The sequence below is a fragment of the Streptomyces sp. SID14478 genome (assembly GCF_010548525.1).
Classification (GTDB): Bacteria; Actinomycetota; Actinomycetes; order Streptomycetales; family Streptomycetaceae; genus Streptomyces.
In genome coordinates, this window is sequence record NZ_JAAGMG010001460.1 from 1 (window position 1) to 13264 (window position 13264).

Genomic DNA, 13264 nt, shown 5'->3' on the forward strand with positions numbered 1-13264 from the left:
CGATGCCCGCCGCGCCGCCCGCACCGACGCCGCCGGTGAACTGGTCCGGCTCGACGAACAGGACCGTACGCGCTGGGACCACGACGCCATCGCCGAAGGGGTCGCGCTCGTGGAGCGGGCGCTGTCCCACGGGCCCGTCGGCCCCTATCAACTCCAGGCGGCCATCGCCGCGTTGCACGACGAGGCCGCGCGTGCGGAGGACACCGACTGGCCGCAGATCCTCGCCCTGTACGACCTGCTCGTCGAGGTCGCCCCGGCCGCGGACCCGATGGCCGCGCTCGGCCGGGCCGTCGCCGTCGCCATGGTGCACGGCCCCGCCGCGGGGCTCGCCGAGACCGACAAGCTGACCGGGGCGCTCGGCGGCCACCACCGGCTCGCCGCCGTCCGCGCCCATCTGCTGGAGCTCGCCGGGGACCGGGACGCGGCCCGCGCCGCCTACCAGGAGGCGGCGGCCGGCACGCTCAGCCGGCCGGAACAGCGTTATCTGCGGGTGCGCGCGGCCCGGCTCACCCCCTGGCACGGGAACTCACCTCCCGGCACAGGAACTCCCCCTGACGCAGGAACTCCCCCCTGGCGCGGGAACTCACCTCCCCACAAAGGCGACTCACCCCCTGACACAGAAGACACACAGGACCCCTCATACATTGGGCGCATGTCGATCGAACTGCTCCACCTCACCGAGCGCGCCCTGTGGCAGAGCGCCCTGGTCTCCGGGACGTACACGATGTCGACCCGCGGGAAGAGTCTCCAGGAGGTCGGGTTCATCCACTGCTCGTACCCGCACCAGGTGCGCGCCGTCGCGGAGTTGCTGTACGGGACGGATCCGGCGCCCGGGGAGCTGGTCGTCCTGGTCATCGACCCCGAGCGGCTCGACGTGCCGGTGCGCGTGGAGCCCGGTGTGCCCGGAGGGGAGCAGTTTCCGCACATCTACGGCCCGTTGCCACTCTCCGCGGTGACCGAGGTGCGTGCCTGGGAGGCCGGGGAGTGAGACGCCGGGGGGTGGTGTGCGTCCTCGCGGGGGCGCTGCTCATCGGGTTCACCGGGGGCGACGGGGGCTTCGCAGGACACCAGAAGGCCTGGGCGGACGGGACGCCGGTCGTGTGGACGGACGACGAGATGCCCGAACTCCCGCTGGACAGCTACGAGTTCGAGGGCGCGGACGGGAAGGCCTACGACCGGGTGGAGGAGGCCCAGCGTCTGCTCACGCAGCGCTGCATGGTCCGGCACGGCTTCGCGGACTTCCCGCTGGACCCGAAGTACCCCGGCGCGGGCAGCAGCACGACAGTGCGGGGGATCGTGATCGCGGGGACCGGGCCCGTCGGCACGTACGACCTGGCGGCGGCGCGCCGCTGGGGCTACGGCTGGGACCCGCAGCGCAAGATCGCACTGCCCGGCCCCAAGGGGCGGGAGATGACCATCGAGGAGTCCGCCGTCTACTACGGCGACCGGCACACCGAGCGCAGCGGCTGCTACGGGGAGGCCTACCGGCGCCTTGAGCGGGGGGTGCGCAACAGCAGGCAGATGTGGGCGTACGTCTCCACCCGGGAGTCGGCCGTCCGCAAGCAGGCGCCGCATGACCCGCGGCTGCGGCGCGCGTTCGCGCGCTGGGCCGACTGCGTGGAGGACAAGGGGTTCAAGCGGTACACCGACCCCGCCGCGGCCTACGGCGCGAAGGAGTGGAAGCGCGGCCAGGACGGCAACACCACCCGTACGCCACGCGAGGTGGGCACGGCCGTCGCCGACATCGAGTGCAAGCGCTCCCTCAACACGGCAGGCGTGTGGTGGTCGGTGGCGCAGCGTCTGCAGCGGCGCGAACTCGCCCTGCACAAAGCAGAGTTCGAGGGTGCGCGGAAGGGCAGGGACCGGTTGCTCGCGAACGCCAGGGCGGTGCTCGCTCCGTCCTGAGCGAGCCCCTTCGGCGGCGGCCGCTAGCGGGTGGCGGCCGCGCGCAGCGATGTCGTCATCGCCGCCACGAACGCGTCCCGCGTCGCCTCGTCCAGCAGGTCGAGCGAGAGGTACGGGTTGAGGTCCTCCAGCTCCACGAGCAGCAGGTCGCCCTCGGGGGAGCGGCAGGCGTCGACGCGCTGGATGCCGTACGGGAGTGCGTTCCACGCGACGAAGCCACGGGCGAAGTCGCGGTCGGCGGCGGTGGGTTCGTACGGGCGCAGCTCCCAGCGACGCGCCGGGTCCGGTGCGTACAGGGCGTACAGGAGCGTGTCGTCGACGAAGTAGAAGGAGACCTCGTACTGGAAGTCGATGCGCGGCTGGACCAAGATCCCGTCCCCGTAAGGGAGTGCGGGCAGTTCGGCCGGCGGGACGACGCGCAGGCCCATGGAGTCCGCGCCGAGCTTGGGCTTCGCCACGTAGGCCTCGGCGGCGGGGAGTTCCTTGAGGTCCGCGGCGCGGTCGACGGTCGGGATCACCGGGTACCCGGCGGTGGTCAGTTCCCGCAGGTACTGCTTGCCCGCCATGTCGGCGCGGCCGGTCAGCGGGTTGTAGACGGTGGTGCCCCGCGCCGACGCCTGCGCGCGGAAGGCCTCGTACGCGTCCTGGTAGCCCAGCACGGGTCCGCTGTTGCGCACGGCGACGACGTCGAAGTCGTCCATGAGCGCGACCGCGTCCAAGGGGTGGCACAGCGCGAGGTCGAACGCCGGGCGGAGCCGGGAGGTGAGGAAGATGTCCTCGTCGCAGTAGCGGCGGCCGCGGGCCTCGTAGGCGAGGTCGGTGACGTAGAGGACGCGGGGGCGGGACATCGGGGCTCCTGGGCGGACGGGAACGGGCGGCCGGTCGGTGGCCGGGTGCGGCCTTCCGGTCGCCCCGAACGAGGGGACGGTCCGGGCGGCGGCTCGTGGCGGCGGACGGACGCCGCGTGCGCCGAAGGGGCTCGGCCGGATTCCGGCCGAGCCCCTTCGGATGCTCGCTGACCTGCGAGGGTGCACCGCCCGCGGGTCTCCGCGAACCAGTGATCAAGCGATCGAGCGATCAAGTGACCCTGGATCAGGCCTTCTTGGTCTCCCAGAAGATCTTGTCGATCTGGGCGATGTAGTCCAGGGCCTTCTGGCCCGTGGCCGGGTCGGTCGAACCCTTGGCGGCAGAGAGGGCCTTCAGGGTGTCGTTGACCAGCTGGTGCAGCTCCGGGTACTTCTCGAAGTGCGGGGGCTTGAAGTAGTCGCTCCACAGCACCGAGACGTGGTGCTTGGCGAGCTCGGCACGCTGCTCCTTGATGACCGTGGCGCGCGCCTGGAAGTGGGCGTCGTCATTGCCGGCCATCTTTTCCTGGACGGCCTTGACCGACTCGGCCTCGATGCGGGCCTGGGCCGGGTCGTACACGCCGCAGGGCAGGTCGCAGTGGGCGCTGACCTTCACCTTGGGGGCAAACAGGCGGGAGAGCATTCGCTGTCCTTCCTCGTGATCGTCTTCTCAGGTGGGACATTACTCCGTAGCGAAGTGGATTTCTCGGGTGCCCCCGGGGGCTTAGGACAAAAGTCCAGGGTCAGACTGGGACTGGTGGAGGATGGGACCGGGGAGGTGCCGGTGATGCCGGAACTGTCGCAGGAGAGCGAGCGCACCAGGGCCGCACTGCCATTCGGGGCGGCCGAGGTGACGGGGCCGTCGATGGTGCCCACGCTCGAACACGGGGATCGGCTCGTGGTGCAGTACGGGGCGCGGGTCCGGGCGGGCGACGTCGTCGTGCTGCGCCATCCGTTCCAGCAGGACCTGCTGGTCGTCAAGCGGGCGGCCGAGCGCAGGGAGGGCGGCTGGTGGGTGCTGGGTGACAACGCCTTCGCGGGCGGGGACAGCACCGACTACGGCACCGTTCCCGAGGATCTCGTGCTCGGGAAGGTGCGGTTGCGCTACCGGCCGCGCCCGTCCGCTCAGCGCTCGCCGTTCGCCCTGGCCCGCTGGGCGCTGTCGGCCGTGCGTCCGGTGCTGTCCGACCGGTCGGCCTCCAGCCGCTTGCGGGCGCGGTAGGCGGCGACGTTGGCGCGGGTCGCGCAGCGGTCCGAGCAGTAGCGCCGGGAGCGGTTCGTGGACGTGTCCAGGTAGGCGTTGCGGCACGGCGCCGCCTCGCACAGGCCGAGCCGGTCCACGCCGTACTCGGTGAGGTGGAAGGCGAGCCCCATCGCGGCGATCGCCGCGTATCCGGCCGTCGCGTTGGACGGGTGGTCCGCCAGGTGCATGTGCCACAGCGGGCGGCCGTCGTCGTCGCGGTGGTTGTGGCCGGAGATCTGCGGGCTCACCGGGAACTCCAGGAGCAGTGAGTTCAGCAGGTTCACCGCGAGTTCCTCGTCGCCGCCGTCGGCCGCCTCGAACACCGAGCGCAGGCGGCCGCGGACACCCCGGAAACGCGTCAGGTCGGTGTCCGTGGCGCGACGGGCCGACTCCTGGTTGGCGCCGAACAGGTCGCGCACCGCGTCGACGGACGTCAGGTTGTCCTTGCCGCGGCCGGGCTCCTCGCTGTTGACGAGGCGCACCGCGTAGTCCGAGTAATAGGCCAGTTCCACTTGTAGTCCTTACCGGGGCGGTCTATCGTCGTGGCGAGCGTGAGTAATGCTCGCTATGGCTTTAAGGGTATTACGCAAGGGTAGGACGCATCGCTATGAGCGGTGCCCTTCGGGAGGGCTTTCATGACTGCACACTCCGAGACCGCTGCCGGGACCCACGCCACCGACTGGCGCGCCTGGCAGGACAGCTGGGACCGCCAGCAGGAGTGGTACATGCCCGACCGCGAGGAGCGGTTCCGCGTCATGCTCGACATGGTCGAGGCGTGCGTCGGCCGCGCGCCCCGCGTGCTCGACCTCGCCTGCGGCACCGGCAGCATCACCGCGCGACTGCTCGCCCGCTTCCCCGACGCCACCAGCGTCGGCGTCGACCTGGACCCGGCGCTGCTCGCCATCGCGCGCGGCACGTTCGAGGGGGACGCGCGCGTGGCCTTCGTGACGGCCGACCTCAAGGACCCGCAGTGGACGCGGACGCTGCCGCACGACTCGTACGACGCCGTGCTCACCGCCACCGCCCTGCACTGGCTGCACTCCGCACCCCTCGGGACGCTCTACGGTCAACTCGCCGGGCTCGTCCGCGACGGCGGCGTCTTCATGAACGCGGACCACATGATCGACCAGACGACGCCGCGGATCAACGCCGCGGAGCGGGCCCTGCGGCATGCCCGGATGGACTCGGCGAAGACCGGCGGTGCGGTGGACTGGGCCGCGTGGTGGGCGCTGGCCGCGCAGGACCCGGTCCTCGCCGGGCCGACGGCCGAGCGCTTCGCGATCTACGGGGAGCACGCCGACGGGGACACGCCCTCGGCGACCTGGCACGCCGAGGCGCTCCGCGGGGCCGGGTTCGGGGAGGCCCGGGTCGTGTGGGGGTCGCCGTCGGACGCGATGGTGCTGGCGCTGAAGTGACGGGCCCGGGCTGCCTCCGGCGGGTGTTCGCCGGACGCGGGCGCGGATAGGGACGCAGGTGCGTCCGGTCTTCCCGCGCGGTTCCCCGCGCCTCCGCAACGCGGGCGCCGCGCGCCGCATGTCCCCGGTGAAGGCCGAGAAGGGGGCGTCCGGGATCTTTCTCCCGGACGCCCCCTTCCGTGTGTCCCGGAGGGCTACAGCACCTTCGACAGGAACGACTGCGTGCGCTCCTGCTGAGGGTTGGTCAGCACGTCGCGCGGGTTGCCGGACTCGACCACGACGCCCTCGTCCATGAAGACGAGGCTGTCGCCGACCTCGCGCGCGAAGCCCATCTCGTGCGTGACGACGACCATCGTCATGCCGGACTCGGCCAGGTCGCGCATGACGTCGAGGACGTCACCGACCAGCTCCGGGTCGAGCGCGGACGTCGGCTCGTCGAACAGCATCAGCTTCGGGTCCATCGCCAGCGCGCGGGCGATCGCCACGCGCTGCTGCTGGCCGCCGGAGAGCTGCGAGGGGTAGTTCTTCGCCCGGTCGGCGAGGCCCACGCGCTCCAGGAGCTGGCCGGCGCGCTCGCGGGCCTGCGCCTTGGACACGCCCTTGACCTGGACCGGCGCCTCCATGACGTTCTCCAGGGCCGTCATGTGCGGGAAGAGGTTGAAGCGCTGGAAGACCATGCCGATGTCCCGGCGCTTCAGGGCGACTTCGCTGTCCCGGAGCTCGTAGAGCTTGTCGCCCTTCTGGCGGTAGCCGACCAGTTCCCCGTCGACGTGGAGCCGACCGGAGTTGATCTTCTCCAGGTGGTTGATGCAGCGCAGGAACGTCGACTTGCCCGAGCCCGAGGGGCCGATGAGGCAGAACACCTCGCCCTGCTTGACCTCCAGATCGATGCCCTTGAGGACCTCGACGCTGCCGAAGGACTTGTGCACGCCCTCGGACTTGACCATGGCGTCCGTGGTGCGGGTGATGTCCGTGCTCACGCCATGCCTCCGTTCGGACGGCCGACGACGGTACGCAGGCGCTGCAGCGGGGTCGGGGGCAGCGCGCGGGACGTGCCGCGCGCGTAGTACCGCTCGATGTAGTACTGGCCGACGCTGAAGATCGAGGTGAGGACCAAGTACCAGGCGGCGGCCAGGAAGTACATCTCCACCGTGGACGCGGCGGACTGGCCGATGTCCGACGCCACCTTGAAGAGGTCGAGGAACTGCACCGCCGAGACGAGCGAGGTCGTCTTCAGCATGTTGATGACCTCGTTGCCCGTGGGCGGCACGATGACGCGCATCGCCTGCGGGATGACGATGCGGCGCAGGGTCTTGGAATGGCTCATGCCGAGCGCGTGCGCGGCCTCGGTCTGGCCCTCGTCGACGGCGAGCAGACCGGAGCGGCAGATCTCCGCCATGTACGCCGCCTCGTTGAGCCCGAGCCCGAGCAGCGCGGTCAGCAGCGGCGTCATGAACGAGGACCAGTAGTCCTTGTAGAGCGGCCCGAGGTTGATGTACTCGAAGACCAGGCCCAGGTTGAACCAGATGAACAGCTGGACCAGGACCGGGGTGCCGCGGAAGAACCAGATGTAGAACCAGGCGATCGTGCTGGTCACGGGGTTCTTCGACATGCGCATCACGGCGAGGACGATGCCGCCGACGACTCCGATGACCATGGAGAGCACGGTCAGTTCGAGCGTCTTGCCCACGCCGGTCATGACGCGGTCGTCGAAGAAGTAGTCGGGGATCGTGCCCCATTCGATCTTGCCCTGGGAGAAGGCGTAGACGATGGCCACGAGCAGGGCGACGGCGATGACCGCGGACACGTAGCGACCGGGGTGCCGGACCGGGATGGCCTTGATGGCCTCCGGTCCGGTGCCGCGGGGCGTGGCGTCGGCGGGCTCGTCCGCCTTGCTGAGGGGAGGAGTCATGGGTGGTGCCTTTCGGAGCCCGTCAGAACTGCGGGACAGGGGTCAGGAACCACCGTTGATCTTCGCTTCGGTGACGGCGCCGTCCTCGACGCCCCACTTCGCGATGATCTTCTCGTACTCGCCGCTCTTGATGATCGCGGTCATCGCGGCCTGCAGGGCGTCCCGCAGCTGCGCGTTGTCCTTGGCGACGGCGATGCCGTAGGGGCCCGCCTCGACCTGGTCGCCGACGATCTCGAAGTCCTTGCCGCCACCGGCCTTCTTCACGGAGTACGCGGCGATCGGGTAGTCGGCGGAGACGACGTCGGCGCCCTTGGAGCGCATCCGGGTCTCGGCCTCGGGGTTGGTGGCGAAGTCCTCGACCTTCAGGGCCTTCTTGCCGTCCGCCTTGCACTTCTTCGCCTGGTCCTTGGCGAGGTCCTGGGAGAAGGTCGCCGTCTGCACGGCGATCGTCTTGCCGCACAGGTCGTCCCAGGTCTTGATGCCCTGGTCGTCGCCCTTGAGGGTGTAGAGCGAGACACCCGCGGTGAAGTAGTCGACGAAGTCGACACCCTTGCCGACCTTCTTGCCGGTGTCGCTGTCGATGCCGTTCTGACGGTCCTTGGTGTCCGTCATGGCCGACATGGCGATGTCGTAGCGCTTGGAGGCCAGACCGCCCACGAGGTCGGCGAACTTGCCGTTCTGGAAGTTGAAGGTCACGCCGAGCTGCTTGCCGAGCGCGGCGGCGACGTCGGGGTCGATGCCGACGGCCTTGCCCGAGTCGTCCTTGTACTCGACGGGCGCGTACGCGATGTCCGAACCGACGTTGATGACGCCCTTGCTGCGGATCTGCTGGGGCAGCTTGTCCGCCAGCGGCGCGCCCTTGGAGGACTCCTTGGCCGAGCCTTCGTTGTCGTCGGACTTCGTCTGGTCACCGCAGCCGGTGAGCAGCAGGGTGCCGGCGACCGCGATCGCACCGACCACGGCTATCCGGGACTTCGCGGACTTCGCGGTCGTGCGACGGGTGGTGCTTGCGGTCATGGTGAGGTCCTCCGGCAGGATGGGTGGAGTTGCCGTGAAGGTCGCCTTGGCACACACCTTCGGGTGTCGCGACCTCGCGTGATGACGGCATCTTGCCATTCGGACGGGCCGCTTCAGGGGGTCGACGATGTCAAAATCGGATAACAGGTGGACCAAGACCCCCAACACGGCCGCACATCAGGGTGCATGGGGCCGCATCATCTGCGGACCTGCGGCGCGCAGGCGGGAGATCCTCCGGCGAACTGTCCGCTGTCTCACCATACGGGCGGACTTCCACCGCGCTTCGAGCGCGACTTGATGACTTGTCCAGATATTCGGCTATGAGTCATGTCACCGGACCGTGATCGATCACGTATGGGCTCGTCCGGGGTGTGGTCCGTCAGGTAAGAAGGTTCTTTACACCCCTCATCCGGGGCTCAGGGCGCGCGTGCGGCGCGCTCGTCGCGTACGGACCCGTGCAGCGGTTCACAAACGGGACCGATCGGTTCGTACGTGGTGCCCGCCCGCTCCTCAACCAGGAGCGGACACCCTCAACTGATGTTTAAGACTTAAGGGGTAAGACAAGTGGCAGCGGAGATCGTCAATCCTCGCAGCGACACCAGTACCGGCAATGAAGGCGCTGACGAGCCCTTCGATCCGGCGTTCGCGCTGCACCGTGGCGGCAAGATGGCCGTGCAGGCCACCGTGCCGATCCGCGACAAGGACGACCTGTCCCTCGCGTACACGCCGGGCGTCGCCAAGGTGTGCAGCGCCATCGCGGAGCAGCCCGAACTCGTCCACGACTACACGTGGAAGTCGAGTGTCGTGGCCGTCGTGACGGACGGTACGGCCGTGCTCGGCCTCGGCGACATCGGTCCCGAGGCGTCCCTCCCGGTGATGGAGGGCAAGGCCATTCTCTTCAAGCAGTTCGGTGGCGTGGACGCCGTGCCGATCGCGCTCGGCACGACCGACGTCGACGAGATCGTGGACACCGTCGTGCGCCTCGCCCCGTCCTTCGGCGGCGTCAACCTGGAGGACATCTCGGCGCCGCGCTGCTTCGAGATCGAGCGCAAGCTCCAGGAGAAGCTCGACATCCCGGTCTTCCACGACGACCAGCACGGCACGGCCGTGGTGACGCTGGCCGCGCTGAAGAACGCGGCCCGGCTCAGCGGGCGCACGCTCGGCGAGCTGCGCGGCGTCATCTCCGGCGCCGGTGCGGCGGGCGTGGCGATCGCGAAGTTCCTCCTGGAGGCGGGGCTCGGCGACGTCGCGGTCACCGACCGCAAGGGCATCGTCAGCCGGGACCGCGAGGACCTCACGCCGGTCAAGCGCGAGCTCGCGGAGATCACCAACAAGGCGGGCCTGTCCGGTTCACTGGAGGACGCCCTCGCCGGCGCGGACGTCTACATCGGCGTCTCCGGCGGTACGGTCCCCGAGCCCGCGGTCGCCTCGATGGCACCGGGCGCCTTCGTCTTCGCGATGGCGAACCCGAACCCCGAGGTGCACCCCGACGTCGCCCACAAGTACGCGGCCGTGGTCGCGACCGGGCGCTCGGACTTCCCGAACCAGATCAACAACGTGCTGGCGTTCCCCGGGATCTTCGCGGGGGCGCTGCAGGTGCGGGCCTCGCGGATCACCGAGACGATGAAGATCGCTGCCGCGGAGGCGCTGGCCGCCGTGGTCGGTGACGAGTTGTCCGCCGCGTACGTGATCCCGTCGCCGTTCGACGAGCGCGTCGCGCCCGCCGTGACGGCCGCGGTCGCCGCCGCCGCGCGGGCCGAGGGCGTCGCGCGACGCTGAGTGCCCTCTTTCCGGTCAAGGCCCCGCTTCGGCGGGGCCTTTTCCGTTGCCTCCTGTGGATCGGGGCCCGGCGCTTTCGACCGGCTCCGGTGCGTCAGGGGCGGACGAGGTGCCTGGCGCGGCGTCCTGGGGGGTGGGCGTGGCGCTCGGCCGGTGCGAGGGGGTCGGGCGGTGGGCGGGGCCGCGATGCGTGTCACAGGCGGAGGTGGTTCCCGGGGCCCGGGGCGAGGCCTATCGTCAAGGTCATGTTCGCCGCCTACGCAGCCCGCATCGACCGTGATCAGCCGCTGAACGGACTGGAGTTGGGGGAGCGGCCCGCCCCCGAGAACCGGCCGGGCTGGACCACCGTGAACGTCAAGGCCGCCTCCCTCAACCACCACGACCTGTGGTCCCTGCGCGGGGTCGGGCTCGGCGAGGAGGCGCTGCCCATGATCCTGGGCTGTGACGCCGCGGGGATCGACAGCGACGGCAACGAGGTCGTGCTGCACTCCGTCATCGGGCAGACCGGTCACGGGGTCGGGGCCCGCGAGGGCCGGTCCATCCTCACGGAGAAGTACCAGGGCACGTTCGCCGAGCAGGTCACCGTGCCCGAGTGGAACGTGCTGCCCAAGCCGAAGGAGCTCTCCTTCGAAGAGGCCGCGTGCCTGCCCACCGCGTGGCTGACCGCGTACCGGATGCTCTTCACCAACGCCGGTGTGCGGCCGGGTGACTCCGTGCTCGTGCAGGGAGCCGGCGGCGGTGTCGCCACGGCCGCGATCGTGCTCGGCAAGGCGGCCGGGCTGCGCGTCTTCGCCACGAGCCGGGACGAGGCGAAGCGGAAGCGGGCCCTGGAGCTGGGCGCGGTGGAGGCCGTCGAGTCGGGCGCGCGGCTGCCGCAGCGGGTGGACGCCGTGATCGAGACCGTGGGCGCGGCCACCTGGTCGCACTCCGTCAAGTCCCTGAAGCCGGGCGGCACGGTGGTCATCTCGGGGGCGACCAGCGGCCCCAACCCGCCGGCCGCCGAGCTGAACCGCATCTTCTTCCTGGAGCTGAAGGTCGTCGGCTCGACCATGGGGTCCAAGGACGAGCTGGAGGACCTGCTGTCGTTCTGCGCGGCGACCGGGGTGCGGCCCGTCATCGACGAGGTGCTGCCGCTGGACCGCGCGCGGGAGGGGTTCCAGAAGATGGCCGGCGGGGAGCTGTTCGGGAAGGTCGTACTGAGCGTCTGAACGGCTGACCGTCCGAGCGTGGGCCGGGGAAAGGGGCGCCGTGACGGCGCCCCTTTTTCGTCCCCGTCATGTCAACTGGGGTTGACGTGACGGGGTTGTCAACTTACATTGACATCATGACCGAGGCAACGAATCTCGCCGAGCAGGCGGGCGCCCGTGACCCGCGCGTCGGGCTGCGGGCGGTCGCGGCGCTGCGGCGGCTGCTGGAGCAGTTGGAAGCGGTACAGGTGCGCAGCGCGCGCAATCAGGGCTGGTCGTGGCAGGAGATCGCGGCCGAGCTGGGAGTCAGTCGGCAGGCCGTGCACAAGAAGTACGGGAGGCGATGATGTTCGAGCGGTTCACCAAGGGTGCCCGGGACGTGGTCAAGGGCGCCGTCACCTATGCGGAGACCGAGCGTGCTCCGTCGGTGGACGAGGGGCACCTGCTGCTCGCGGTCCTCGACGCCCGGGGCACCCGGGGCTCCTTCGTGCTCGGTGCGCTCGGGGTCGACGCCGAGGGGAAGCGGGCGGCGATCCGGGACGCCCTGGTCGCCGCGCGCCGCCGGGCGGGCCTGTCGGCGGCGGACGCCGAGGCCCTCGCGGGGCTCGGCATCGACGTGGACGAGATCGTCGCCCGGGTCGAACAGGCCCATGGCATCGGCGCGTTGACCGGCGGGCGCAGGCTCGGCGGGCGCCGCTCGTTCACCCGCGAGGCCAAAGGGGTCCTGGAGTCCTCCCTGCGCGTGGCCCTCGCGCATCGCGACCGCTCGATCGGGGACGAGCACCTCCTCCTCGCGCTCGCGTCCCGCCCCGGAGTCGCCTCCGAGGTCCTCGCCGGGTGCGGGGTGAGCGTGCCGGCGGTGGAGCGGGTGCTGTACGGGGGTGGGGAGGCGGCGGCGAGCTGAACGGTTCCCGGGACCGGGACCGGGACCGGGACCGGGGCTGCGGCCCCGGGCCCGGCCGCGGGGGCCTGCCTCGGAGGGCGGGGCAGGGGGCGGCCGCAGGGGTTGGGGGCCCCTCGGGGCTCTGGCTCCGGGGGTCGCGTCAGAGGTCGGAGGCTGTCTCGGGGGCGGGCCCCAGGGGCTGGAAGTGGCGGCGAGCTGAACGGTTCCCACGGCCGGGCCGGGGCTCACGGCTCCGGGGGCTCGCCCGCGGGCCCCCACCTCGGGGCTCGGGCTCCGGGAACCGCCTCGGCGTTCGGGCTCCGGGAAGCGCCTCAGGGTGTCGGGTCCCGGGGGCCGGACCGCTCACTCCTTCGGTGTTCGCAGCGCGGCCCCGATGTGTGCTGCCGACTGCGACAAGTGCTGCCGGGCGGTGCGGAGTTGGTCCTCGGTGACGCCGTGGTCGCGGGCCGCGTCCCGGATGTCGTCCCGGAACCGGTCCAGGAGCCGGTCCAGATCGCGGGCCGGGTCGCCGGTGGAGTCCTCCGTGGCCCAGGACGGAACGTACTCCGTGGGGACCGCCTCGGAGGCGGGGCGGTACTGGGGTTCGGGACGCGCCGTGCCGGAGGTGGCCGACTCCGTGCCCGTGCCCGACCCGGTGTCCTTGCTCGTGTCCCTGGCGGGCGCCTTGCCGAAGGACTTGCCGAACTCGCCGAATTCCTTGGCCAGTTCCGCAAGGCCCTCGCGCACGCCCGTCGGCCAGTCGCCCCGCGCGAAGTGGTCCTGCACCTGGTCCTGGACGTGTCTGGCCATCCGCTGGAGCTCCTCCTGGGCCTGTGCCCGGACCTGCTCCGACGTCTCCTTGGCCTGGCGGCGCGCCCGCTGGGCCTCTTCGCGGGCCCGGCGGCTCTCGTCCTTCGCGCGCCGCGCCTGCTCCTTCCACTCCTGCTTGGCGCGGCGCATCTCCTCCTTGGCGGCCCGCCAGGACTCCTTGTCCGTGGGGTCCTTGAAGTCGCCGAACACGGTGCCGGTGGCGGGGCCCGTACGGGCGCCCCGGGCCTCGGACGCGGCCGCCCGCACC

Annotated in this window: 14 protein-coding genes and 1 pseudogene; 8 read left to right on the top strand and 7 right to left on the bottom strand. The window is 70.9% G+C overall.

The window, feature by feature from the left end:
• Together G3I40_RS47845 and G3I40_RS45650 are read left to right on the top strand one after the other, a co-directional pair.
• On the top strand, positions 1 to 988 hold a 988-nt coding region (locus tag G3I40_RS47845), incomplete at its 5' end, for a DUF952 domain-containing protein (RefSeq protein ID WP_164560664.1).
• Positions 985 to 1905, top strand: a complete 921-nt coding sequence (locus G3I40_RS45650) for a hypothetical protein (protein ID WP_164560665.1) — start codon at positions 985 to 987, stop codon at positions 1903 to 1905. The genes G3I40_RS47845 and G3I40_RS45650, both read left to right, overlap by 4 nt.
• Before the next feature lie 23 nt (positions 1906 to 1928).
• On the opposite strand, the gene G3I40_RS45655 is transcribed toward G3I40_RS45650, so the two are convergent.
• Both G3I40_RS45655 and sodN read right to left on the bottom strand, forming a co-directional pair.
• A complete protein-coding gene (locus G3I40_RS45655) occupies positions 1929 to 2753 on the bottom strand; it encodes a hypothetical protein (protein ID WP_164560666.1) in 825 nt (274 codons plus the stop codon).
• A gap of 244 nt (positions 2754 to 2997) precedes the next feature.
• On the bottom strand, positions 2998 to 3393 hold the full coding sequence (sodN, locus tag G3I40_RS45660) for a superoxide dismutase, Ni (protein WP_164560667.1): 396 nt from the start codon (positions 3391 to 3393) through the stop codon (positions 2998 to 3000).
• Between the two features lie 144 nt (positions 3394 to 3537).
• Between sodN and sodX the strand changes: the two genes are divergently transcribed.
• A complete protein-coding gene (sodX, locus tag G3I40_RS45665; RefSeq protein ID WP_164560668.1) occupies positions 3538 to 3972 on the top strand; it encodes a nickel-type superoxide dismutase maturation protease in 435 nt (144 codons plus the stop codon).
• Here sodX and G3I40_RS45670 read toward each other — a convergent pair.
• Positions 3876 to 4505, bottom strand: a complete 630-nt coding sequence (locus G3I40_RS45670) for a CGNR zinc finger domain-containing protein (RefSeq protein ID WP_164560669.1) — start codon at positions 4503 to 4505, stop codon at positions 3876 to 3878. The genes sodX and G3I40_RS45670 overlap by 97 nt on opposite strands.
• Before the next feature lie 123 nt (positions 4506 to 4628).
• Between G3I40_RS45670 and G3I40_RS45675 the strand changes: the two genes are divergently transcribed.
• Positions 4629 to 5408 (top strand): class I SAM-dependent methyltransferase, encoded by a 780-nt coding sequence (locus G3I40_RS45675; protein ID WP_164560670.1) that lies wholly within the window; start codon positions 4629 to 4631, stop codon positions 5406 to 5408.
• Positions 5409 to 5602: 194 nt separating this feature from the next.
• On the opposite strand, the gene G3I40_RS45680 is transcribed toward G3I40_RS45675, so the two are convergent.
• Genes G3I40_RS45680 through G3I40_RS45690 form a run of 3 tightly spaced genes read right to left on the bottom strand, consistent with a single transcriptional unit; the run spans position 5603 to position 8337 of the window.
• Positions 5603 to 6355, bottom strand: coding sequence for an amino acid ABC transporter ATP-binding protein (locus G3I40_RS45680; RefSeq protein ID WP_164560676.1), 753 nt, complete (start codon positions 6353 to 6355; stop codon positions 5603 to 5605).
• Positions 6356 to 6384: 29 nt separating this feature from the next.
• On the bottom strand, positions 6385 to 7320 hold the full coding sequence (locus tag G3I40_RS45685) for an amino acid ABC transporter permease (protein WP_164560671.1): 936 nt from the start codon (positions 7318 to 7320) through the stop codon (positions 6385 to 6387).
• Positions 7321 to 7362: 42 nt separating this feature from the next.
• On the bottom strand, positions 7363 to 8337 hold the full coding sequence (locus G3I40_RS45690; protein WP_164560672.1) for an ABC transporter substrate-binding protein: 975 nt from the start codon (positions 8335 to 8337) through the stop codon (positions 7363 to 7365).
• 564 nt (positions 8338 to 8901) lie between these two features.
• On the opposite strand from G3I40_RS45690, the gene G3I40_RS45695 reads away from it, so the two are divergent.
• The 4 genes from G3I40_RS45695 (at position 8902) to G3I40_RS45710 (ending at position 12207) form a co-directional block, all read left to right on the top strand.
• Positions 8902 to 10116 (top strand): NADP-dependent malic enzyme, encoded by a 1215-nt coding sequence (locus G3I40_RS45695; protein ID WP_164560673.1) that lies wholly within the window; start codon positions 8902 to 8904, stop codon positions 10114 to 10116.
• Between the two features lie 245 nt (positions 10117 to 10361).
• Positions 10362 to 11324, top strand: coding sequence for a zinc-binding dehydrogenase (locus G3I40_RS45700; RefSeq protein ID WP_164560674.1), 963 nt, complete (start codon positions 10362 to 10364; stop codon positions 11322 to 11324).
• Positions 11325 to 11440: 116 nt separating this feature from the next.
• Positions 11441 to 11650, top strand: a complete 210-nt coding sequence (locus tag G3I40_RS45705; protein ID WP_164560675.1) for an HTH domain-containing protein — start codon at positions 11441 to 11443, stop codon at positions 11648 to 11650.
• Complete coding sequence (locus tag G3I40_RS45710) at positions 11650 to 12207, top strand: Clp protease N-terminal domain-containing protein (protein ID WP_164560677.1); 558 nt, start codon at positions 11650 to 11652, stop codon at positions 12205 to 12207. The genes G3I40_RS45705 and G3I40_RS45710 overlap by 1 nt, the downstream gene beginning before the upstream one ends.
• A 342-nt stretch (positions 12208 to 12549) precedes the next feature.
• Here G3I40_RS45710 and G3I40_RS45715 read toward each other — a convergent pair.
• A pseudogene (locus G3I40_RS45715) lies at positions 12550 to 13264 on the bottom strand (PadR family transcriptional regulator); the annotation flags it as partial.